The organism is Eoetvoesiella sp. (assembly GCF_035555955.1).
Taxonomy (GTDB): domain Bacteria; phylum Pseudomonadota; class Gammaproteobacteria; order Burkholderiales; family Burkholderiaceae_B; genus Eoetvoesia.
In genome coordinates, this window is record NZ_DATMGA010000021.1 from 41,646 (window position 1) to 63,920 (window position 22,275).

A 22,275-nucleotide genomic window follows, 5' to 3' on the forward strand; every position below is an offset into this window, starting at 1 on the left:
AAAGCAAATCCCCGGCGAACGAAGCCGCAGACAGCATCATTACAGAACCGCGCCCATCCCCTTCCGCTCGATCAGGTTGAGAAGCTTCAAGGATGAGCCATTTGGCTTCTTGTCGCCCACTTCCCATTTTTGTACCGTGGACAAACTGATATTGAGCACGGCCGCAAACACCGCCTGGCTGAAATTAGCTTGTTCGCGTAGCGACTTGATCTGTTGCGGCTGCATTTCGTGCACGTCGAGATTGCGCAATACATCGAACTCGAGCATGCGGCGTTTGCTGATGAGGCCGGCGCTTTGCAGCCCTTGCGCAGTCTCGTGCATTTCATCCAGAATTCGGCTCTTATGCTTGGGTATTGTCACAACTTACCTCCTGGATCTCACCGTTGGCCAAGGCAATCGCCAATTGGCGGTCATCAAAGCTTAAAAGTTCTTTCGCTATTTCTTGAAGCATCTTCAGCTCGGCCGGGTCGATATTGTTCCGCTCATTCTTGTTGAACCCATACAGGAAAAACCAACGGTCTGTCAGTGTTGTGGCAACAATGGTTCGAGCGCCACCGCGCTTGCCATGACCAGATAAAGCGACCCGCTTCTTTACAACACAGCCACCCAAATCAGCGTCGACAAGCCCTTGGGCCATTTCAGAAACGGCCTTGAGCAAAGCACTATCAGCCAAGCCTGCCTTTCGCATCCAACGGACGAAACTCCGGGTTTTAAATATCCGTCGATAAGTTAAACTATAGCATTCAGTGCAATAGATTTCCATGCCTGCTTCTCCCCTGGAGTCTTTGCAAGCAGGCAATCTAAAACAAACGTAGCGGAAAAAACATTAGGCAAATTCATCCAGGGCCCGGAAGGCCTGCGCATGAAAACACCCCGAAGGCCGGAAGTCTCCGGCTTTCGGGGCGCGACTTCATGGCAAGGCTTTTTCAACCATCAAGAGCAGGTATAGCTGGATGCGACGAGGGGGTCTCCGCTTACGAAAGTTGCCTTCTTGGGATACATGCATATCGGCTGGCTTTTTTGAACCGGAGTGCTCGACGCCGATTTGACGACGATGCTGTCCGGCGCCACGCCCTTCTCCACCCAGTCGGTCAGCAAGCCATATATTTGCCCGCTGGCAGGATACGGCGGATTGGCATCGGGGTTCGACGTCCCGTTCCCCGGCCCATGCGCCATTCCGGGAACCAGGTACAACCTGTAGAAGTCCTGCACTGCCGACATGCCGCCCATCGCGGCAACCACGCGGTCGTAGTAGTTGATCGAACCCTGAGGGAAAATCAGCGGGTCGGCCAAACCATGATATTGAATCAACTTGCCGCCTCGCGCCTTGAAGGCCGACAGATCCGGGTTATCGGTATTGATGTCGCCAAAGGCGCTTTGCAGCGAGACCCCGCGGTCAAAAGCGTTTGAAAGCTCTGCGTACGACAGCGACTTCCATTTGTCGGCGCCGTTGCCCGTTGTGTTGATGAAGGGCGGCCCGGCCAAGGTGGGGTCCTGCAGCTCGAGCGCCACTTGGCTGGTCGCGATGGGAAACGCCGTGGAGCCGGCAAGTGCCAACAGGCTGGTTCCGCGAGACAAGCCATACCAGCGCTGCATGCCGCTTGGGCTGGCCGCCCAGCCGTTGTCGACGGCTGGATCGGGCACACTGCCGTCCGCGGTCATGCCGTACCAGATTTTATTGATGGCGCTGGCCTGCGCGGTAGATACACACGCCGCGCTGCTGTTCGAACCGCCGCTTGTCGTGCACAACACGTTTGCGTCCTTGGTTGGATCATACCGGCAGGCAGCCGGGTCGAGAATGTAGCCAAGATGGGCTCCTCCCACGACATCGCATGCGGCTATGGCGGCATTCGAAACAGCCGTCAGTTGATCCGAAGACATATAGTTGCCGCCCAGGTCGCGTTGAATGACGATTTGCGGGTAGAGCTCAGCCGTGATGAAACGGGACCAGTTATTTGCCGGATAGCCGGCGACGATACCATCGAAGTCCTCGGGATACCGCTGCGCCTGCATGAGCGCCTGGCGCCCGCCCGTCGACCCGCCGTCCCAATAGGTTCGGGTGGGGGCGGAGCCGTAATAAGCCTTGGCCAGGGCCTTGGCTTTGATGACTTCCTCATGAATGCCCCGGGAGGCAAAATCCGTCCATAGCGTCGTATTGATCGTTCCATCCGGATTCATGGCGAACGAACCGTCCAAGCCAGAAAATGCACTGCTGTGACCCGTGTCGTTGGTTGCGGTGACCGCGCCTTCCGCCGCGGCAATGGCCGGGGCCGATCGTCCGTCGGAGCCCACGGTGCCACTGGAAATCTTGGTGATATCCGTTTCTTCGGTGCCGGCCCATCCGCCGCCCCCAAGCGCGTGCAGCCGCCCATTCCAGGCGCTCTTGGAGGGCAGCCAAACCTCGATCCCGATGCCGGGAGATGTCGATGGCGCTCCGTCGGGCCCCGGATGTCCCGGACCAACAAGCAGCTTTACCAGGCACAAGTCGCTGGCAACGGTAGTCGTACCGTCCGATGCGGCGTTCGGAAGCTTGTCTCCTTTTTTATAGCTCTGGACGAGCAATACCGTGGTTTGGTCATCAGGCTTGAAGCCGTCCTTTATGCTGTTGTCGCAGGTCAAGGCGACTGGCGCAAGGGCCTCGTCGGAACCACTTCCGCCGTCGTTACAGCCGGTAAGCGCGATGAGGGACAACGCCCCCAACAAACTGCCTGCGGCCAACCGTCGCATTGACATGCGCCCCCTTCCCGAACCGCTTGGTGCCTTGTGCGTACAAGGATCAAGTCTCATGATGCGTCTCCTGTTTTTGTTGAAGTCTGGCTTGGCAATATGCACTAATATGCATCAGGCAAGTTTGCCGGCCGCCGCAACCGCTGTATATCGGAATACGCGCATGGAATATCACATTACGAGCATTTCCATAGCTAACCAGGTAACTTGGGCTTACAGACTCCTAGTAGTATCACTGGTGCCCATCTCAAAGAAAATGCATTATCCTGCCCGTCAAAACAAGACAGGTGCTTGGCACCGGAGGGAGATGATGGGCGATTCTTTGCTGTTCGATCGACGGGGCAAGCCGATAGCGACCCCAGGCGTAACACTGATCGACTCAACACCGGCGGCCTGGCAAGGCTTCCCGCTCGAGGTGACATCGATCCACGGCTCGGGAGAAGCGCGCGCGTTCCACCTGCCCATTGCGGCGATCGCGATGTGTTCAGGCGGAGGCAACGGGTGCAGCGACGTCCGGATAGGCAGGTCGACGGTTAGCCTGCCATTCAGCCACGGCGTTCTGGCTCTCCAGGACGCCGGCGTCGAGGTGGATAGCTGGAAGTGGCGCGGCTCAACCGACGAAATCGTCTCGGTGCAGTTCACGCCGGACATTCTGGCCGAACTGACGCACGGTGAAGCCAGGCTTCCCAGCTTTCAATCCCAGAGGCGGGACGAGGATGAAACAATTTCAAGCCTGATCACGGCAATGCACAGAGAACTGAAGCGTGGCTGCGGATCGGGGCGGATGTACGCGCAAGGCCTGTCTTTGGCGTTGCTCGGATATGTACAGCACCGCTATGGGACTTCGGCTGCAAGGCGCCGGACGCCCGGCACAATCCCCCCAAGGGAAATGGCGCGAGTTACCGACTACATACACCAGCATCTCGCACGCGACATCAGTGTCGACGACCTCGCCTCTTTGCTGAACCTAAGCAGCTCACAGTTTGCACGCCTGTTCAAGAAAACCGCCGGCGCGTCACCGTATCAATATCTGCAGCGAAAACGCATAGAACGCGCCATCGACCTGATGCGCGGGCCGGACTCCCTCGCTCAAATCGCGCAAGACGTTGGCTTCTCGAGCCAGTCGCATTTCACGGAAGTATTTCGAGCCGTCACCGGAACCACCCCGGCAATAGCCCGAGCCGAGCAAGCCAAGGGTTTTCCGACGGGCCTCATCCCGCATTTTCCGTAGAGTCGCCCTCGAAAAACCCCGGCGCATTCGCCACCTGAGCCGCAGCCGTATCGGCTACGCGCTCCAGCTTCCGGGACTCGTTGATGACCGTCTTTGCATAGCCACTACTATTGCCGGAGTACTTGGCCAGGGCTTTCCACAAATTACCGTCATACGATTCCAGATACTCTTCGAGTATGTCGGTGCCCACACGAACGTTCACAGCCGGGTCGAACAGCGACTCGGACTTGTGCAGCTTGTCTGAATGCCAACGCCGCACCACCTGCATCAATCCTTGCGCGCCATACCGGTTTTGCACCTTGGGCCGGAAAACGCTTTCTTTCTGCATGATGGCGATCAACAGTTCGGGAGCAAGCCCCTCGCGGCGGCTGGCCTCCTTCCAGGCAAGCTCCACATATTGGTGCAGTGTCTGCCGCGGCTGGCCCAGCTTTTCTGAAAGATATTCGACCTGCGCCTTTTTGCGGGCCTCATCGACGATCGAAGCCAGGTCCTTGACCTGTGCGAGGTCGATTCCCAACGCGGGTTCTGACTGGGCGGACTCCGGTGAGGCAGGCTCCAACAGAGCTGTTGTTGAATGCGCTTGTTCCAGCGGCGCAGGCTCCAGCCAAGCGTCAGCCGGGCGCGTTTGCTCCAGTGGCTGAAAGGCGGGTTCGAGCGTAGCGACCTGCTCCGCCGCCACACCCGCGGCGGCACCGGCGGATTCACCGGCCCAAGCGCCAGGAGAAGCAAGCAGGCTGCCTGCAACGCAGATCGCAGCGGTAAATGCGAAGGTTCGATCATGAACCTTGCGATAAAGCGGTTTAGTGCAATTTGATAAAGTTTTCTTGACAGTCATCAGCCCCGGGCGCCATAACCACATGCGCTCGGATTAAAAAGCCTTGAATGGTCGATTGACTTCGCTTTTTGGGATTACCGCATGAGGTGACCGACTCCTAGGCAGCACGGAGCCGAGTACATTTGAAAGGCGTCTTCAGTTAAGGTTGGAGCACGACACCTTCAGTGACGTGCTTATCCGTAAGACCATAACATTGTAGACGTTTCTGCGATGCAAAAAGGTGTAAGCGTAATTGACAGACGGCATAACAGTATCTGGCGAAACAGAAAAATCAAAGCAAGCATCCTGCCAGTCCTCGTTCGCAACCCCACACGACCGCCGCGCTGCGCCCGTAGGCCCCCTGTACGCGCGGGACAACGTGGCGTTATCCGCTTGATACAGAAACATCAGAAACGATGAAGCTTTTGCGTCTGGTACGGCTTTTGGCCTGTCTTTACTCTGGCCTTGTTCCTGGTTCCGAATGGTCACACGATGTGTCGATGAGCAAAATGGCTTCGTGTCATTGTAAATAAGTCTGCATACTGGCATTGACCGGTACCTGGAATCCGCGGGCCCATTCAATTCCTTCCTATAGCGAGGAACAGGGGTTTCGTGATTTCATATATTTTCATCATTGGGAGTTTGTCATGAACGTCCATCATTACAAAAGATTATCCAAGAAATCGATTCTGGCGGTCTTTACATTGACGCTGGGCGTAGGTCTGCTGGAGGGGTGCACAACGACTGCACCCAATAGTCCGAAACCTGAATCCTCAAGCGCCCAGTCTGCTGATGCCCGTATCGATGCGGATGTACAGTCCACCTTGAATCGCCTCTACGATGTCGCCGCCGGTTCGCGCAGCATGGTGCAGCACGCCGCGGGGGTGCTGGTATTCCCGAAAGTATACGGAGGCGCATTCATTGTCGGCGCGCAACACGGCCAAGGCGCGTTGCAGATTCACGGCCGCGTGGCGGGCTACTACAACACGACCGGATTATCGATTGGCTGGCAGGCAGGGGCAAGCTCCAAGGCCATCGTCTACGTTTTCAATTCTGCCGAAGCACTGGCGCATTTTCGCGCGAGCAATGGCTGGCAGGTGGGAGCGGACGCCAAGGTGGCAGTCGGGCACATCGGCGCCAACGGTTCGGTAGATAGCCAGACGCTGAGCCAGCCCGTTGTGAGCTTCGTCATGAATAACGCAGGCCTGGAAGGCGGCGTAGCGCTCGACGGCGCCAAAATCACCCCCGTAACGCACTGACGGAACAAACGGAGAAAGTCATGCTGCACTATGCCATCGTGTTCTTGATCATCGCCTTAGTGGCCGGATTACTTGGCTTCTTTGGCATCGCAGGGATAGCGGCGGAAATCGCCAAGGTTCTATTTATCATTTTTCTGATCCTGTTCGTGGTTTCTCTTGTTTTTGGTCGCCGACGATGACCTCAAAAAGAGTCGGGCAACTCGGATTCCATTCGATTTGATTCCACGGGTGATTGCGTGCTCCGAATGGCGGCACCGAGATCTTTCAACGGGCCTGAGCCGTATCAGCGTGGCGACTGCCTCTTTGACACGGTGGACGCAAGCACGTTGACGGTGCCGAGCTTCACAAAGATGCTAGTCATCCAGGAATCTTTCCACAGCCTGAGCCAGTGCACCAGGCTGATCCAGATGAACCATATGCCCGCAGTCATCGATGCGCAGCCGCTCCAGCGACTTTATCCTGCCCAGGCGCTCTTCGAACTCCTCACGCGTGTAGCGCTCATGGTTCAGCGGGTTTTGGTTCGCTTTATCCCCTTCCACCCATAGCACCGCGGCTTCAATGTTTTCCCAGGCAGCAAGAACCTCATCGCAGCGGTACAACATTGGGTTCACACGCTTATGCACCGCATCCGCCAGCACATGCCGGCGGCCGTCTGCCTTGAGTTCGGTCCATTCCCCCGCAAGCCACAGCGCGAACCGTTCGTCCATGTGCGGGCTGCGTTTCATCAGGTGGTCGGCGACGTCCTGCAAGCTTGCAAAGGTCCGCATGGAAGCCGGCGTTTTCAGCTCTGAAAGCCAGCGGGCCAGCCTGGCCGGCGCCTCGGACGGCAAGGTTCGCGCAAGTCCGAACCCTTCGACATTGACCAGGCGCCGGATACGCCCCGGACATGTTCCTGCGTAAATCATCGCAATGTTGCCGCCCATGCTGTGGCCCAGAAGGTCAAGCGGAGCATGCGGCGAAATATGGTCGATGATCGCGTCCAGATCTGCGTAATAATCGTAAAACCAATAGCTATCGCCGGGCCGCGACGCCTTGCTCCCCCCGAAACCCCGCCAATCAAGGGCAATGACTTCACGTTCGATGCTTAGCGTATCCACAAAACGCTGAAAGGAAGCTCCCACGTCCATCCAGCCATGCGCAAGGAGAAGCGGAGGGGCGCCCCGCCCTGCCTCTTCCAGCGCCGGCCAGCGTCGAAGGCGGTACGACACATCGCCTCTGATCTGGACTTGCTTGGTCGTGCTGGTTCTGTCGGGAGTGTAGGAAGATATTGTGCTCATGCCGCCATCTTAACGCCTGACGCTGCGGGTTGCGGACTATGAGCCCCCTTACTCCACCATCTCGCTCTTGGCCAGGTTACGTGGCTTGTCGACGCTGGTGCTGCGCACAAACAAGGGAGTTTCCTTAAGCAACACAACACACAGGTCATAGTACTTTCCCGCACGGCCATTGCCGTTCACTGAACCACACAGCAGCGCTCATGCTTTTTATAGTGCCGGTGTCTTCTTCGCAAGGGCACCGCATGAACAAGCACGACGCCAGTTACCGCCTGCTGACGTATTGCGGCTTGCTCTACGAAATGCTGCTGCAGCGCGAGCCAGGTCTATTGGCCACAACGCTGCCCGCAGTGTTGCCGGTAGTACTGTACAGCGGCGTGCCGCGCTGGAGCGCGGTGGTTTACCTGGCGATAACCTGGCGTCGCTCTTGTTTCGTCTGGAGCACAACCGGGGCCTGGAAGATATGCAAACGCTTATTCAAACAGTGTATAAATACACGGAAGGGCCACAATATCGCGAACTACGCCGGGCATTCGTAAGCTGGACACGCTACGTATTGCTACCCCGATCCTTGCCCGAGGTGCAGGTTCCCCCTGTGGACGATTTACTGGAGATAACCGACATGTTGGCAGATCAATCACGCTCCTGGACGCACCAGTGGAAGATGGAGGGGCTGCAGGAGGGAAGGCAAGAAGGAAGGCGGGAAGGTCGACAAGAAGGCGAGCTCGTCCTGCTGCAGCGCCAGCTTACCCGTAAGTTCGGCCCCCTGCCCGAAACAACCCAGCAACGTCTAAAAGCCGCAACCTCTGCCCAGCTGGAAACCTGGTCGCTGAATATTCTGGACGCCGCCACATTGGAAGAAGTATTTCAGGAATAGCACAGGCCACGTCGCTTCAGTCTTTATAGAACCGCGTCCACCCCCTTGCGCCCGGCCAGATTGAGCAGCTTTAGCGAAGAACCATTTGGCTTCTTGTCGCTCACTTCCATTTTTGCACTGTGAACAAACTGATATTGAGCACGGCCGCAAATACGGCTTGGCTGAAATTAGCCTGCTCGCGCAGCGACTCGATCTGTTGCGGCTGCATTTCGTGCACCTCGAGATGGCGCGATACATTTACTTGACTCGCCCCGGAAAATCAAACTCATGACTCAAACATCCCAGCCATCGCCAGAGGTTCGTCCTCTTCATATCGACGACATCACCGTTATCGATGACGCCAAGCTCAAGAAAGCCGTTACTGCCGCGGCGCTTGGCAATGCCATGGAGTGGTTCGATTTCGGGGTCTATGGTTTCGTCGCCTTTGCCTTGGGCAAGGTCTTTTTCCCCGATGCCTCGCCCGCCGTCCAGACGATCGCCGCACTGGGCACATTTTCCGTGCCCTTTCTGGTTCGCCCGCTGGGCGGAGTCTTCTTTGGCGTGATGGGAGACCGTTTTGGGCGGCAAAAAGTGCTGTCGCTCACCATCATCATCATGGCGATCAGCACCTTCTGCATCGGGCTGATTCCCTCGTACGCCGCCATCGGTCTGTGGGCGCCCATCATATTGTTGATGTGCAAGCTGGCACAGGGTTTCTCGGTCGGCGGCGAATACACGGGAGCCGCGATCTTCGTGGCCGAATACGCGCCCGACCGGCGGCGCGGATTCCTGGGCAGTTGGCTGGACTTCGGCTCGATTGCCGGCTTCGTGCTGGGCGCGGGCCTGGTCGTGCTGCTGCAGGCGCTCCTGGGCGAACGCTCGTTCCTGGACTGGGGGTGGCGCGTCCCCTTCTTCATCGCAGGGCCGCTCGGCCTGCTGGGCCTTTATCTGCGCCATGCCGCGGAAGAAACGCCCGCCTTTACCCAGCAACTGGAAAAGATGGAAAAGGAAGACCGCGACGCCGTCAAAGAACGGCCAAGAGTGTCTTTCCTCGAGATATTTTCCAAGAACCGTAAACCTTTACTGGTCTGCATCGGCATGGTGCTGACGACCAACATCACCTACTACATGCTGCTGACCTATATGCCGACCTATCTGTCCAGCAGCCTGGGATACTCCGAAGATCACGGCGTGCTCATCATCGTTGTGGTCATGATAGGAATGCTGTTCGTGCAGCCCGTCGTGGGATTTTTCAGCGACAAAATCGGACGCAAACCGTTCTTGCTGTTTGGCAGCCTGGGCCTGTTGATCGTTGCCTTCCCGGCTTTCAAATTAATCGGGCACGATAATATCGGCTTGATTTTCATAGGCCTGCTGCTGATCGCAATTTTTCTCAATTTCCTGATCGGCGTCATGGCATCCACCCTGCCTGCGCTCTTTCCCACGCACATCCGCTACAGCGCACTGGCGAGTTCATTCAATATCGCGATCATCGTCGCCGGCCTGACCCCGACGGTTGCCGCCTGGCTGGTGGAAACGACGAACAACCTGATGGTGCCCGCCATTTATCTGATGATGGCGGCAGTAATCGGCCTGATAACCTCGTTCTATCTTCCCGAAACCGCGAATCGCCCGCTACGCGGCGACACCCCTACCGCATCGAATCCCCGTGAGGCAAGAGCACTGCTGCAACAGGCCTACGACCATATCGAACAGACCGTACAGGAAGTCGACGAGGAAATCGGCGCGCTGGAACAGCAAATCGAGACATTGAAGGCGCGCCGCCAGCGATTGACGGATCGGCATCCCGACTTGGAGTGACGGGGCAGGTACATGAACTCTGCCGGCCCACATACCTTGACAATCATCGGTCTCGGGCGCCCACAGCCGCATGCACCCACGAAGAAAGCTCGTGAATGATCGGACTGCTTCCCCGTTACACTATGACAATGATCACGTGTATGGGTGACCCATGTCAGAAGAACTCTCGCTCTCCAACCAAAACAGTACGGATTCACCACCAGGCGGCAGCCGAACCACCAAACCCCGCGGGATCCAGTCGATTCTCATTGGCTTCCATATCCTGGATCGTCTGGCCGAGTCGCCGACACCGCTCGGGTTGAAGCATCTGGCCGAAGCCAGCAATATGCCCGCGAGCAAGCTGCGGTTTTATCTGGTCAGCTTCCTGGAACTGGGCCTGGTTACCCAGGAAGCGCCCAGCGGCCGCTATAGCCTGGGGCCGGCAGCATTGCGCCTCGGGCTGGCTGCCCTCGAAAAATTCGACATCATCAATCTTGCGCGCAGCGAGATGCGGCAATTGGCCGATCAACTGGGCTTTTCCGTGTTTCTTGCCGTCTGGGGCACACACGGGCCCACCATCATCGACCGGGTCGACGGACGCAACCGTACCGTTCTGGAAATCCGGGTGGGCACAGCCCTACCCTTGCAAACCTCCGCCATGGGGCGCGCCTATGCCGCCTTCCTGCCCAAGGCGGTCATTGCGCCGTTACTGCGAACCGAACGCCGGCAAGGGCTGGTGCTGGACGACTTCCCAATGCAAGGCACCCCGCAGGGCGAAGAGATCCGGGCAATCCGTCTATCGGTCTCTGCGGGAAGGCTGTTGGCGGGATTTACCGCCATCGCGTCACCGGTGCTCGACAGGGCGTGTACACCCGTGGCCATGCTGTCTGTCGTAGGGCCCATAGGTCCCCTGAAGGACACGCACAAAGATACCCCGGCGCACGCCCTGCTTGAATTGACAAAGCGGCTGAGCCTGCAACTGGGTTGGTCCGAAAAAGACAATTAAAAGCGGGGCGGGCACACGTTCTACCTACTCCTTACACCTCTTCGGGCAACGCGAATGAATGCTCTGGAACCAATCTGGGCGGAGCGACGACATGCGCCGGGTTCCGCGCTTCGTCCTTTAATCTCTGCTCAAGCAGGCGACGTGCTTGTATCGGCGCTTGATCAAGCTTGATGGCGACCTGCGGAACCTCGACATTGCGTTCTTCCATCTGCCTTTGCTGAATTTCAAGAATGACTTTGTCCTGGTCGAACGTATCCGAAATAGCCTTCTGTATCGTTTCCGTCATCGCCGCGTCGTCGATTTTATAGTTGCGGACAAAAGCCCAGAAATAGTGGGTGCGGGTTTCCGTCTCGGGTGTCAGCAAATGGAGCACATGGCCAATCAACGCCCCGGAGCGATCTTGACCGACCGGGTGAAAACCCACGACGGTGAGGTTGATGGACGGCACCAGATTGATGGCCGACTGCCATCGATTCATGACACATGCCCCCCCGAGGGACATGGCAAAAAACGGCGGCGCCTCGATATTGGGCATTTCGCGATGCGCCCGCGTCAAACAGTTCGCCTCGACAGTAACGTTGGCAGCATAGTTGGCAATGGACTCTTCCTCATCGTTCCCGATGGTGGCGCCATGCACATAGGTTTCATGGCTGAGGTCGAGCAGGTTGTCGTTAAGCAGGCGAAAGTTCGCTTCAATGTTGTGGTACCCACGCGAGGACGCCCATTCGGGGCTGTTGTTCCACTGGACGTCGGGAATCAGGTCGGGATTTGCAAGCGTTTGGTCGCCTAGCCATATCCATGCAAAACCATGGAGCAACTCAAGCGGATATGTCCTGACCCTGGCGGCGGCCGGAATGTTGGTCTGCCCCGGGATATGGGTGCATTCCCCCTGCGCGGAAAAGCACATGCCGTGATACCCGCAGCGGATTTCATCTCCCACCCGCGTCCCCTGGGACAAAGGCAAAAGGCGATGCGGACATGCGTCGTCCATGGCACAGAGCTGCCCTGTCGCTGTGCGGAACATCAGGACTGGAACATTCAGCAGGCGCCGCGCGACGAACGGTTGATCAAACTCGGACTCGAAGGCCGCGACGTACCAGACATTTTGCACAAACATTAGGGGACTCCCGGGAAATTTGCGTGGCAGGAAAAAACAGGCCAACGACACGCATCATATTCAACATTGTTGACTCAATACAACTTTATACCCATAAAATCCGCCCAAAAACTAGGGAAATCACTGAATTTTTCGCCAAATAATTTGATGTTATTGTTTCGATGCAACTATATTTATATCGACGACCAAGGAGAACACTGTGAAAAAGCTATGGATCGCCCTCTGTCTGGCATCTGCCCTCGGGGCTTCAGGTACAACGGCTCAGGCTGGCGAAATCAAGATCGGCTACGTAAACACCTTCTCGGGACCGGGCGCCATCCTGGGCAAACACTATCGGGATGCCTTTGAACTCGCTGTGAACGAGCTAGGCGGCAAAATGGGAGGGCTGGACGTCAAGGTCGAATATGGCGATGATCAACTGAAGCCGGAAATCGCCAAGAGCGTAGTGGAACGGTTGGTGGACCGCGACCACGTGGACATTGTGGCGGGCTTCAACTTCTCCAACGTGCTGCTGGCCTCGCTCAAGACCGTAACAAGCGCCAACAAGCTGCTGATCAGTTCAAACGCCGGGCCTTCGAACCTGGCCGGAGCGCAATGCCAGCCCAATTTCTTCAGCGTCGGCCAGCAAAACGACGGTGCCAGCGAGGCGCTGGGCCAATACTTGAAACAACAAAACGTGAAAAGCGTGTATGCGCTGGCGCCGAACTATCAAGCGGGCCGCGATATGATCGCCGGCCTCAAGCGTGGGCTCGGCAAGGAACTGGTGGGAGAAGTCTACACTCAGCTATCTCAAACCGACTTTCAACCTGAGTTGAGTCAGATACGCGCCGCCAAGCCGGCTGCCGTATTTGTGTTCATGCCCGGCAGCAACGGAATCAACTTTGTCAAACAATGGGCGCAAGCCGGCTTGAAAAGCGAAATACCTCTTTACTCGGTATATACAGTGGATCACACAACCTTGCAGCCAATCGGCCCCTCCGCCGAAGGCACGCTGGGCGTTTCGCAGTATGTCGAAGACCTCCCGTTCGAAGCCAATAAGAAATTCGTCAAGAAATTCGTCGACCGTTACGGCTATTACCCATCGGAATACGCGGCCAGCGCCTACGATACGGCCATGCTGATCAATAGTGCTGTGGTAGCAACTCATGGCAGGCTGGACGACATCGACGCTTTGCGCGCCGCCGTGCAAAAAGCCCACTTTGATTCAGTGCGCGGGCCCAACTTCAAACTGGGCAAAAATCACATGCCCATTCAAAATTACTACTTACGCGAGACCGTGAAACGAGCTGACGGAACACTGGGATTCGTTACCCGCGAAACCGTGGTGGAGAACTACGTCGACCACTATGGCGCCCAATGCACCAATATCAAAGGATGAATCAAGCAAAGGCCGTAATGGTCAGATGCATGCGGGCATGGTCTAAGCATTCGAGCGCTCGGATTACGGAGCTCATAATCGGCTCATGAGCACCCGAATGCTGCCTTACTCTACCGTCACGCTCTTGGCCAGGTTGCGGGGTTTGTCGACGTCGGTGCCGCGCACGCAGGCCGTGTGATACGCCAATAACTGCAAAGGTATGGTATGCAGGATGGGCGAAAGCTTGCCGTAGTGCTCGGGCATGCGGATGACATGCATGCCTTCGGTGGCGACGATCTTGGTGTCGGCATCGGCGAATACATAGAGTTCGCCGCCCCGCGCCTGCACTTCCTGCATGTTCGACTTGAGCTTTTCGAGCAGTTCGTCGCGCGGGGCGATGGTGACCACGGGCATGTGCTCGGTGACCAGGGCCAGCGGGCCGTGCTTGAGCTCGCCGGCGGGATAGGCTTCGGCGTGGATGTAGCTGATTTCCTTGAGCTTGAGCGCGCCTTCCAATGCAATGGGGTAATGCATGCCGCGCCCCAGGAACAGGGCGTTTTCCTTGGTGGCGAAGCGGTCGGCCCAGGCGATGATTTGCGGCTCCAGCGCCAGCACGGCGCCGATGGCCACGGGCAGGTGGCGCAAGGCTTTCAAGGCATCGGCCTCGGCCTCTTCGCTTAGGCGGCCCTTTACCTGAGCCAGGGCCAAGGTAAGCAGGTACAAGGCCGTCAGTTGCGTGGTGAAGGCCTTGGTGGACGCCACGCCGATTTCAACGCCGGCGCGGGTAATGTAGTTGAGCTTGCACTCGCGCACCATGGCGCTGGTGGCGACGTTGCAGATGGTGAGGGTTTGCTCCATGCCCAGGCTGCGCGCGTGCTTGAGCGCGGCCAGGGTGTCGGCGGTTTCGCCGGACTGCGAAATGGTGACGACCAGCGAACGGGGGTTGGGCACGCTGTCGCGGTAGCGGTATTCGCTGGCGATTTCGACGTTGACGGGAATCTTGGCAACGGATTCGATCCAGTAGCGCGCGGTCAGGCCGGCATAATAGCTGGTGCCGCAGGCCAGAATGAGCACATTGTCGATGTCCTTGAACACTTTGTAGGCGGCGTCGCCGAACAGCTCGGGCGTAATGCTTTCGATATCGAGCAGGGTGTCGCCCACGGCACGTGGCTGTTCGAAGATTTCCTTTTGCATGTAATGGCGGTAAGGACCCAGTTCGGCCGCGCCGGAATAGGCATGCACCACATGCGATTCGCGCTCGACGGGTTTGCCGGCCGCATCCAGTATCCATACCCGCGCCAATTGCAGGTCGACGACGTCGCCGTCTTCAAGATAAATGAATTTGTCGGTGGTGCCGGCCAGCGCCAGGGCGTCGGAGGCGAGGAAGTTTTCGTTGTCGCCCAGCCCCACCACCAGGGGCGAGCCCTGGCGGGCGCCCACGACGCGATGCGGCTCGTCGCGGCAGAATACGGCAATGGCATAGGCGCCGCGCAGGCGGCGCTTGGCCTGCTGGATGGCCTCGAACAGATCACCCGCATACAAATGGTCTACCAGGTGAGCGATGACTTCAGTGTCGGTCTGGCTTTCGAAGGTATAGCCGGCGGCTTGGAGCTCGGCGCGCAGTTCTTCGTAGTTTTCGATGATGCCGTTATGCACCAGTGCAATGCGGGCCTGGCCGTGGCTCTGGCCGGAAAAATGGGGATGGGCGTTATGCGTGGCGGGCGCGCCGTGCGTAGCCCAACGGGTATGTGCAATGCCGGTGAAACCGGCGAGCTTTTCGTCCTGGACTTCGCGTTCGAGCTCGGCGACGCGCTGGGTGCTGCGCGCGCGGCGCAAAGCGCCGTCGGCGTAGACCGCCACGCCGCAGGAATCGTAGCCGCGGTATTCCAGGCGCTTTAGGCCTTCGAGCAGGATAGGGGTAACGTCGCGTTGCGCCACGGCGCCGACAATGCCGCACATAGGGAAACTCCGTGTTGGTATTTCTTTGATGCTGTATTGTGCGTAACTATTAAAGAAATTTGATTTCTTATTTATTGTTAGGATGAATTTTTATTTCTTTGAATATAAGAAATTCGATTTTATTTCATTTAAATATCATTTATTATCTTAAATTGCATAGAAATCAAAGATTGCTATTCAATAGTTACCAAGTCATCAACGCTTGAAACAAGTTTGCACGGCGCCGCTGGCATTTACCGCAATACATCGCGCAAACGCAAATACACAAAATCGCAAAAACTCAACCGCACATGACCACGCCGCAACAGCCCCCTATCGCCCTGGACGACCTGGATCGCCGCATCCTGGATCAATTGCAGGCCGACTGCTCGCTGACCAACCTGGAACTGGCGCAGCGCGTGCATGCTTCCACGCCCACCAGCCTGCGGCGCGTGCGGCGCCTTGTCGAGGAAGGCATCATCGAAAAGCAGGTGGCCATTCTTAACCCGGCCAGAGTGGGCAGCGCGCTGACCGCCATCATCGAAATCACGCTGGACGTGCAAACCGCCGAACATCTGGACGAATTCGAAGCCGGCGTGGCCAACGAGCCCGCCATCCTGCAGTGCTACCGCGTATCGCCGGGGCCCGACTTCGTGCTTATTGCGCAGCTTGCGGACATGCCCGCCTATCACGAGATGGCCCACCGCGTGTTCACCTCGAAGGCGAACGTGCGCAATGTACGCACATTTTTTTCCGTGCACCGCTCCAAGTTCGAAACACGCACCATCGTGGCCATATGATCGCCCCGAAATTACTTACAGATTGCATGCCGCATTACGACACGCCCAGACTCTCATACACTTGCAGATAGCGCTGCGCCATGCGGGCCGCGTCGTGTTCGCGCAATACGTAGTCGTGGGCATGCGTGACCAGGCTTTCGCGCAGGTCGGCATCGTCCAGAACCCGAGTCACCGCATCGGCCAGGCCTTGCGCATCGCCCACCTTGCACTGCAAGCCGCGCCCGTCGGCCAGCAGCTCGGGCAGGCCGCCGGCATCGGTCGCCACCACCGGCACCGAATACAGGAAGGCATCCAGAACGCTGCTACCCAGCGCTTCTTCGCGCGAGCTGAGCACAAAGACATCCATGAGCCGGTACAGATCTTCGACGCGATCCTGGAAGCCCGCGAATACATAGTGCGCTTCCAGGCCCAGTTCGCTTACCAATTGCCGGGCCTGCGCGCCGGCATCGCCGTCGGCGCCAAGATGCAGGAAAAGGCAGTCGTCGCGCGTCCGGCGCAATATGTCGATGGCGCGAACCAGCGTGCACGGGTCTTTTTCGGATGTCAGGGCGGCTGCAGTGGCCACCAGACGCTTGCCGCGCAGCGCATACTGTTCCGCAAACCGCTGGGCATGCTGCAAATCGATGGGGCGCTGCACTACGGCGCTGTGGATCAGCGTAACCGGCAGGCCCGCGCTGCGCGGCTGCGCAGCGGCCGCCTCGCTGATGGCGACAAAAGCGTCGGCCTTGCGCCACTTCCAGAGGGTCTTGCGCAAGCGCTCGGCGGAAAGCGGAAACGCCGTGCGCCGGGTGAACACCACCGGACGCCGCACCCAGGCCTTAAGCAAGGCCAGCCATGTCAAAGTATTGGCGGTTTGGGCGTGCAGAATGCCGAAGCGCCGGCCAGAGCGCAACAGGAACCAGGCCAGCCCCGCCACGCCGCCCACTTCGTGCACGGCAAAGCCATCGTTGGCGGCGGCCCTGGCCAATGCCTCGCCCTTGCGCGCCACCAGCTCGACGCTGTGGCCCGCCGCGCGAAATTGCTGCATGCTGAGCAGGGTCTGGCGTTCGCCGCCGCGCCAGCCGCGCTCGATGTTCAATTGCAAGATACGCATTGCGCTCTACAACTCCAAATCGGGTGTGGGGCTGAAATAACGCACGACGTTCAAAACCAGCGCCCCCAGCGAGCATACGATTGCCACCACCAGGCCCAGCATGGCGCCGTGCTCTGTGCTGATATGAAACGCCAGGGCGGTAAGCGCCGTTCCGAAACTTTGCCCGAAAACGCGCGTCGTGGCCTGCAGCCCGCCCGCGGCGCCGCTGCGTTTGCGCGGCGCCCCTATCAGCATAGCCCGATTGTTGGGGCTTTGGAAAAGTCCGAATCCCACGCCGCCCAGCAGCATGACGGCGCAAACCAGCGCAAAGCCGGCATCCACGGGCAGCACCGCCACCCATGCCAGCGCCGCCGTCATGCCGGCGGCGCCAATGCCGCACAAGACCGCAACCTTGTACTTGTCGGACAGCCGGCCCGCAATGGGGGCCATGCCCGCCACACCCACCGACCACGCCCCCAGCAGCATGCCGATTTCCGCATAGCTGTGCCCCAGGACGTTCAGGAAATAAAAGGGCAAGGCCACGAAAGCCGCCATGGACGAGGCGTACAAGCAGAACGACGCCGCCACGGCATAGGCCACCGGCGTTATGCGCAGCAGGTCCAAAGGCACCAGGGGCGCTGTCTGGTCGCGCGAACGCCGGACCAGCGCCACCGTGGCCAACGACGCCACCACGATGCACAGCAAGGCGTCCCAAAGCGCGGTGGCCAGCATGTCCAGGCCGATGATGAACAAGCCGAACACCAGCACGCTCAGCAGGCAGGCCCACCAATCGAAGCGATGCCTGGAGCGCGGCAGATCGGGCAGGAAGCGGATGCCGAAATACGACGCAACGCACATGGGCATGTAGAACACAAACAGCCATGGCCACGAGGCGATCTGCAGGATGAAGGCGCCCACGGTGGGCCCCAGCACCGCCATGAGCCCCACCATCAGCGCATTGAGGCTGATGCCGAAGCCCATTTTGTTCATGGGATAAATGTTGCGCACCAGGCCGCCGAAAAGGGCCATCAGCATGGAAGACCCAAACCCCTGCACGACCCGCGCCGTCAGCAACACCGGAAACGACGGCGCAAAGGCGCAAGCCAGGGCCGCCAGCGTGAATACGCTCAGGCCAACCGTGAACACACGGCGAAACCCGATGCGCTCGGCAATGGAGGCGAACGGCAGCAGCGAAACGACCACCGCCAGGCTGTAGGCGATCATGACCCACATGATCCGGCTGGGCGAAACGTGCAGGTCGGCGGCCATGGCCGGCAAGGCCACATTGACCATGGTGGCGTCCAGGCAGACCACCGTCAGCACCAGCATCAAGGTGGTGACCGCCCAATGCCGCCTGGGGGCCTCCAGCCCATCGGGCAGCGGTTGCGTGCTGGGGCTGGGCGAAGGTGTTTGCACGTTATTTTTTCTTAACGGGACGCTGCCATCCGGCTATGGTTTTCTGGGCAGTGCGAGAAATGGTCAGTTGCCCGGCCGGCGCATCCTTGGTAAGCGTGGTGCCCGCGCCCAGGGTTGCGCCCCGGCCGACGGTGACCGGCGCGACCAATTGGGAGTCGGAACCAATGAACGCATCGTCCTCGATGGTGGTTTGGAATTTGTTGACGCCGTCGTAGTTGCAGGTAATGGTGCCGGCGCCGATATTGACGCGCGCGCCCACATGCGCATCGCCGATATAGGCCAGGTGATTGGCCTTGGAGCCTTCGCCCAGGCTGCTTTTTTTGATTTCGACGAAATTGCCCACATGGGCCTGGTCGCCGATGTCGGCCCCCGGACGCAAGCGCGCGTAAGGCCCGATGCGGGCGTATTCGCCCACCACGGCGTCCTGGATATGGCTGAAGGCCTCGATGTGCGTGCCGGCGCCGATGCGCGCGTCGCGCACGACGCAATGCGGGCCGATGCGCACCCCGTCGGCCAGGACCACCCGGCCTTCGAACACGCAGCCGGCGTCGATGAACACATCGCGCCCGCACTCCAGCGTTCCGCGCAAATCGAAGCGGGCCGGATCGGCCAGCGTCACGCCCTGTTCAAGCTGCCGGCGCGCCAGTTCGCCCTGCCAGATGCGTTCGAGCTGGGCCTGCTGCACCCGGCTGTTGACGCCCAGGGTTTCCCAGCCCTCGTCGGCCTGGGCCGCATTGACGGGCACGCCGTCCTGTACCGCCAGGCCCACCACGTCGGTCAGATAATATTCGCCCTGGGCGTTCTGATTGTCGATGCGCGACAGCCAGTCCTTGAGCCGCGCCGTGGGCGCGACCAGGATGCCGGTATTGACCTCGGCGATGGCTCGCTCGGCATCGCTGGCGTCTTTGTGCTCGACGATGCGCACGACCTGGCCCTGCGCATTGCGCACGATGCGTCCGTAGCCGCTGGGGTCGGCCAGCGTTTCGGTAAGCACCGCCATGCCGCCGGCGCGCGCCTGCAGCAGCCGGGTAAGCGTTTGGGGCTGCACCATGGGCACGTCGCCATACAGCACCAGCGTGGCGTCGTCGCGCCCGTCTTCGAGCAATTGCGGCACGGCCTGCTGCACGGCATGGCCGGTGCCCTGCTGCGGGCTTTGCAGGACGAACTGCACGCCGTCATGGTGGGCGAAAGCCCCCTGCACGCGCTCGGCGCCATGCCCCACGACCACCACCACGCGGTCGGGATCCAGCGGCCGGGCGTTGTCCAGGACATGGGCCAGCATGGGCTTGCCCGCGATGGGGTGCAGCACCTTGGGCAGATCGGATTGCATGCGCTTGCCCAGGCCAGCGGCCAAAATCACTATGTTCAGCATTCGACTCGTCAAATAAAAAGAAAAGGAAACCGCGGCGGCGCCATGCGCACTGTACGGCAAGCGCCGCCTAATATATATACGGCATACGTACGAGGCATGCGGCGCGCGCCCGGCAATTCGGCTTTACGAAGAACGCGGCTTGGCGGCGGCGCGTTTGCGCGGCGCCGTCTTGCGGGCCGATGCCGGCCTGGCCGGCTTCGCAGCGGGCGATTTTACGGCAGCCTGCCCCATATTGCCGGCGCTCTTGGCCACGGCGGCGGCCTGCTCGGCCAGCGGCGCGGCGGCAGCCTGCACGGCCTCGGCGCTTTGCAAGGTTGCGGCCGCCAATGTGTTGAACTGGTTTTGCAGCAGGTTCCACCAGCCTTGGCCCTGCTCCGCCCCGGACGCCCCTGCCGCCGCGCCGGAGGAGGGGCCGGCATTTTCGTGCACGGACTTGATCTTGGCCTGGCCCGACGGCTTCAGGCCCAGCACGACTTCCAGCGGCGAAGGGCCTTCGGCCGCGTCTTCGGCATGCGGCACGACCGCGAAAGACTTGAGGGTGGCAATGGTGGCGCGCTGCACCTCGAGGCCCTGGATGGTGCTGGTAAGCATGGAAAGGCTCATGTGCAGCCAGTTTTCGACGGCGCGCATTTCGGAGATCCGGCGATCCAGGTCTTCGAGGCTCATGGGCGCGGCGGCAATGCCGGCGCCAGTGAGGGCGCCGGAGCTGGACAGGCCCTGCCAGGCCTGGCGCATCATTTCCATGCTGGCAAGCAGCGGATTCTGCCCCAGTTCGCCCGCCTGACCAAAACCGGGCAAGACGAAGGGATTGGTGTTTTGCGTAGTCATGCTGGCTCCTGGGGTTCGGGTTAAACAAGTGCACGCAGCCGATGGTGTAAGCTTAAACTGAACCACGCCCCATCGTCTAATTCATCATGCAAAACTCGTACACGCTGGCCGACCTGGAAGCCGCCATCAACTATTGGCGCGCACGCCTGCCCTCGCAAGGCGAGGCGCTTTGCCTGTGCGCTCCGGCAAGCGCGCTGGCCGAACCTTATGCGCTGATGATCTTCAATGCCCGGCCCGCCATCGAACAGCACGAGCTCTCGCCCGGCGCCCTGGAGGCGCTGGCCGAGTGGCATCGGGCGCAGGCCGGCTCGTAAGCGGCAAGTCGGCTCAGGCCGCGGCGTGGTTCTGGCGCAGGCAATCCAGCACCACCAGTTCGGCCTCCAGGGTGAACTGCCCGTCGCAGGCCAGCTCCCACACCCGCTCGATCGGCATGGCGCAAATCTCGCTGACCTCGCCGTCCTGGTTGCTAGGCACGACGGCGCTGTCCAGCACGCACTCGCTGACCAGCACGTCCTCGACCTGATACCCTTCGGGCAGGCGCCTGTGCATGCGCAGTATCGTGCGCAGCGGCGTGCGGCGGGCCATGTCGGCGGGCTGCAGGCCCGCTTCTTCGTTGCTCTCGCGCAACAAGGAATCGTCGTGACTTTCGCCCGCGGCCGACAGGCCGCCGGCCAGGGTGTCCCACATGCCGGGGTCAGTGGACTTGCTTTGCGCGCGCCGCGCTATCCATAAATGCCCCTCGAGGGTCCAGGCATTGAAATGCACGGCCGTGGTCAACAGGCCCAAAGGACGCAGCGCGGCCCGTTCGATGACGCCCAGGCGGCGGCCCTCGCCGATGACGTCGAGCAGTTCGCCGCGCCAGCCGCGCAGGCAGCCCGCATCGCGCAGCACATGCGCCGCGTTTTCCAGAACTTTGTTCAGCGAAAGACGCAAGGCCGGATCGGCGCAGACATGCACAGCCTCGGGTTCGATGACGACGCCAGGCTGGCCGCCCAGGGCGCGCGTGGCCTTGGCCGTGATCCAGCCCGACACGCGCCCCGCCACGGTAAGGGGACGGGACCCCAAAGGCGGGAGATTCTGAGTGCGCTTTATAAGTTGTTGATAACGCTTGTCAATGGCGAGCATCAACGATGGAGCTAGGGCTGGCTTCATGGCGCAATTGTAGATTAAAAGCATGCGCACCCGCCTGACGTATACTAAAACACTTTAGCCGGCAGAATAGTTATTAACCCACTATAGCGGCATGTTCGCTATAATTCTGCCGTCTCGTAGTCATTAAATCGAGCAGGCAGTTTGAGGCGTTCGTTAGTTTACAGCCTGCCATCCAATCATATGTGCATTCCCCAAAGGCTTCTTGAACGATGCTTGATTCAAGTCAACATTTGGTGAAAGCACACCGTATTTCGAG

Annotated in this window: 23 protein-coding genes; 10 read left to right on the forward strand and 13 right to left on the reverse strand. The window is 59.4% G+C overall.

The features are described 5' to 3' along the window. Positions 1–39: 39 nt before the first annotated feature. From VNT00_RS06660 to VNT00_RS06670, 3 genes are all read right to left on the reverse strand, one after another. A complete protein-coding gene (locus VNT00_RS06660) occupies positions 40–360 on the reverse strand; it encodes a helix-turn-helix domain-containing protein (RefSeq protein ID WP_325585744.1) in 321 nt (106 codons plus the stop codon). Continuing rightward, positions 341–763, reverse strand: coding sequence for a type II toxin-antitoxin system RelE/ParE family toxin (locus tag VNT00_RS06665; RefSeq protein WP_325585746.1), 423 nt, complete (start codon positions 761–763; stop codon positions 341–343). The genes VNT00_RS06660 and VNT00_RS06665 overlap by 20 nt, the downstream gene beginning before the upstream one ends. A 170-nt stretch (positions 764–933) precedes the next feature. Beyond that, the gene (locus VNT00_RS06670; protein WP_325585748.1) at positions 934–2,832 is read right to left on the reverse strand and encodes a tannase/feruloyl esterase family alpha/beta hydrolase; all 1,899 of its coding nucleotides are present in this window, start codon (positions 2,830–2,832) and stop codon (positions 934–936) included. Positions 2,833–2,890: 58 nt separating this feature from the next. Here VNT00_RS06670 and VNT00_RS06675 point away from each other — a divergent pair, with 58 nt between their 5' ends. Continuing rightward, positions 2,891–3,958 (forward strand): AraC family transcriptional regulator, encoded by a 1,068-nt coding sequence (locus tag VNT00_RS06675; protein WP_325585750.1) that lies wholly within the window; start codon positions 2,891–2,893, stop codon positions 3,956–3,958. On the opposite strand, the gene VNT00_RS06680 is transcribed toward VNT00_RS06675, so the two are convergent. Continuing rightward, the gene (locus tag VNT00_RS06680) at positions 3,939–4,793 is read right to left on the reverse strand and encodes a transglycosylase SLT domain-containing protein (protein WP_325585752.1); all 855 of its coding nucleotides are present in this window, start codon (positions 4,791–4,793) and stop codon (positions 3,939–3,941) included. The two genes, VNT00_RS06675 and VNT00_RS06680, sit on opposite strands and share 20 nt — an antisense overlap. A 626-nt stretch (positions 4,794–5,419) precedes the next feature. On the opposite strand from VNT00_RS06680, the gene VNT00_RS06685 reads away from it, so the two are divergent. Both VNT00_RS06685 and VNT00_RS06690 read left to right on the forward strand, forming a co-directional pair. After that, positions 5,420–6,031, forward strand: coding sequence for a BPSL1445 family SYLF domain-containing lipoprotein (locus tag VNT00_RS06685; protein WP_325585754.1), 612 nt, complete (start codon positions 5,420–5,422; stop codon positions 6,029–6,031). A 20-nt stretch (positions 6,032–6,051) separates the two neighbouring features. After that, positions 6,052–6,210: a DUF1328 domain-containing protein gene (locus VNT00_RS06690; protein WP_325585756.1), complete on the forward strand. Its 159-nt coding sequence runs from the start codon at positions 6,052–6,054 to the stop codon at positions 6,208–6,210. A gap of 174 nt (positions 6,211–6,384) precedes the next feature. On the opposite strand, the gene VNT00_RS06695 is transcribed toward VNT00_RS06690, so the two are convergent. Then, positions 6,385–7,308 (reverse strand): alpha/beta fold hydrolase, encoded by a 924-nt coding sequence (locus tag VNT00_RS06695; RefSeq protein ID WP_325585758.1) that lies wholly within the window; start codon positions 7,306–7,308, stop codon positions 6,385–6,387. A gap of 242 nt (positions 7,309–7,550) precedes the next feature. On the opposite strand from VNT00_RS06695, the gene VNT00_RS06700 reads away from it, so the two are divergent. Together VNT00_RS06700 and VNT00_RS06705 are read left to right on the forward strand one after the other, a co-directional pair. After that, positions 7,551–7,844 carry a hypothetical protein gene (locus VNT00_RS06700; protein WP_325585760.1) on the forward strand — a complete coding sequence of 98 codons (294 nt, stop codon included), beginning with the start codon at positions 7,551–7,553 and terminating at the stop codon, positions 7,842–7,844. 56 nt (positions 7,845–7,900) lie between these two features. Continuing rightward, complete coding sequence (locus VNT00_RS06705) at positions 7,901–8,182, forward strand: DUF4351 domain-containing protein (protein ID WP_325585762.1); 282 nt, start codon at positions 7,901–7,903, stop codon at positions 8,180–8,182. A gap of 100 nt (positions 8,183–8,282) precedes the next feature. Here the strand turns inward: VNT00_RS06705 and VNT00_RS17880 are convergent, their stop codons facing one another. Then, entirely contained in the window at positions 8,283–8,390 is a 108-nt protein-coding gene (locus VNT00_RS17880; RefSeq protein WP_414650898.1) for a helix-turn-helix domain-containing protein, read from the reverse strand. Between the two features lie 59 nt (positions 8,391–8,449). Here VNT00_RS17880 and proP point away from each other — a divergent pair, with 59 nt between their 5' ends. Together proP and VNT00_RS06715 are read left to right on the forward strand one after the other, a co-directional pair. Next, on the forward strand, positions 8,450–9,982 hold the full coding sequence (gene proP / locus VNT00_RS06710; protein ID WP_325585763.1) for a glycine betaine/L-proline transporter ProP: 1,533 nt from the start codon (positions 8,450–8,452) through the stop codon (positions 9,980–9,982). Positions 9,983–10,133: 151 nt separating this feature from the next. Then, positions 10,134–10,967, forward strand: a complete 834-nt coding sequence (locus VNT00_RS06715; RefSeq protein ID WP_325585765.1) for an IclR family transcriptional regulator — start codon at positions 10,134–10,136, stop codon at positions 10,965–10,967. Positions 10,968–10,998: 31 nt separating this feature from the next. On the opposite strand, the gene VNT00_RS06720 is transcribed toward VNT00_RS06715, so the two are convergent. Continuing rightward, positions 10,999–12,084 carry an aromatic ring-hydroxylating dioxygenase subunit alpha gene (locus tag VNT00_RS06720; RefSeq protein WP_325585767.1) on the reverse strand — a complete coding sequence of 362 codons (1,086 nt, stop codon included), beginning with the start codon at positions 12,082–12,084 and terminating at the stop codon, positions 10,999–11,001. 199 nt (positions 12,085–12,283) lie between these two features. Between VNT00_RS06720 and VNT00_RS06725 the strand changes: the two genes are divergently transcribed. Beyond that, positions 12,284–13,462, forward strand: coding sequence for an ABC transporter substrate-binding protein (locus tag VNT00_RS06725; RefSeq protein WP_325585769.1), 1,179 nt, complete (start codon positions 12,284–12,286; stop codon positions 13,460–13,462). Positions 13,463–13,567: 105 nt separating this feature from the next. On the opposite strand, the gene glmS is transcribed toward VNT00_RS06725, so the two are convergent. Then, positions 13,568–15,400, reverse strand: coding sequence for a glutamine--fructose-6-phosphate transaminase (isomerizing) (gene glmS / locus VNT00_RS06730; protein WP_325585771.1), 1,833 nt, complete (start codon positions 15,398–15,400; stop codon positions 13,568–13,570). A 290-nt stretch (positions 15,401–15,690) separates the two neighbouring features. Between glmS and VNT00_RS06735 the strand changes: the two genes are divergently transcribed. Then, the gene (locus VNT00_RS06735; protein ID WP_325585773.1) at positions 15,691–16,179 is read left to right on the forward strand and encodes an Lrp/AsnC family transcriptional regulator; all 489 of its coding nucleotides are present in this window, start codon (positions 15,691–15,693) and stop codon (positions 16,177–16,179) included. A 34-nt stretch (positions 16,180–16,213) separates the two neighbouring features. Here the strand turns inward: VNT00_RS06735 and VNT00_RS06740 are convergent, their stop codons facing one another. The 4 genes from VNT00_RS06740 to VNT00_RS06755 all read right to left on the reverse strand — a co-directional run bounded on the left by VNT00_RS06740 (position 16,214) and on the right by VNT00_RS06755 (position 20,867). Further along, the gene (locus VNT00_RS06740; RefSeq protein WP_325585775.1) at positions 16,214–17,272 is read right to left on the reverse strand and encodes a glycosyltransferase family 4 protein; all 1,059 of its coding nucleotides are present in this window, start codon (positions 17,270–17,272) and stop codon (positions 16,214–16,216) included. 6 nt (positions 17,273–17,278) lie between these two features. Next, the gene (locus VNT00_RS06745; RefSeq protein WP_325585777.1) at positions 17,279–18,667 is read right to left on the reverse strand and encodes an MFS transporter; all 1,389 of its coding nucleotides are present in this window, start codon (positions 18,665–18,667) and stop codon (positions 17,279–17,281) included. 1 nt (position 18,668) lies between these two features. Further along, the gene (glmU, locus tag VNT00_RS06750; RefSeq protein WP_325585778.1) at positions 18,669–20,039 is read right to left on the reverse strand and encodes a bifunctional UDP-N-acetylglucosamine diphosphorylase/glucosamine-1-phosphate N-acetyltransferase GlmU; all 1,371 of its coding nucleotides are present in this window, start codon (positions 20,037–20,039) and stop codon (positions 18,669–18,671) included. 123 nt (positions 20,040–20,162) lie between these two features. Further along, positions 20,163–20,867 (reverse strand): PhaM family polyhydroxyalkanoate granule multifunctional regulatory protein, encoded by a 705-nt coding sequence (locus VNT00_RS06755; protein ID WP_325585780.1) that lies wholly within the window; start codon positions 20,865–20,867, stop codon positions 20,163–20,165. 86 nt (positions 20,868–20,953) lie between these two features. On the opposite strand from VNT00_RS06755, the gene VNT00_RS06760 reads away from it, so the two are divergent. Next, on the forward strand, positions 20,954–21,181 hold the full coding sequence (locus VNT00_RS06760; RefSeq protein ID WP_325585782.1) for a DUF3717 domain-containing protein: 228 nt from the start codon (positions 20,954–20,956) through the stop codon (positions 21,179–21,181). A gap of 13 nt (positions 21,182–21,194) precedes the next feature. Here VNT00_RS06760 and VNT00_RS06765 read toward each other — a convergent pair whose 3' ends face one another. After that, complete coding sequence (locus VNT00_RS06765) at positions 21,195–22,019, reverse strand: NUDIX hydrolase (RefSeq protein ID WP_414650899.1); 825 nt, start codon at positions 22,017–22,019, stop codon at positions 21,195–21,197. Between the last annotated feature and the right edge of the window lie 256 nt (positions 22,020–22,275).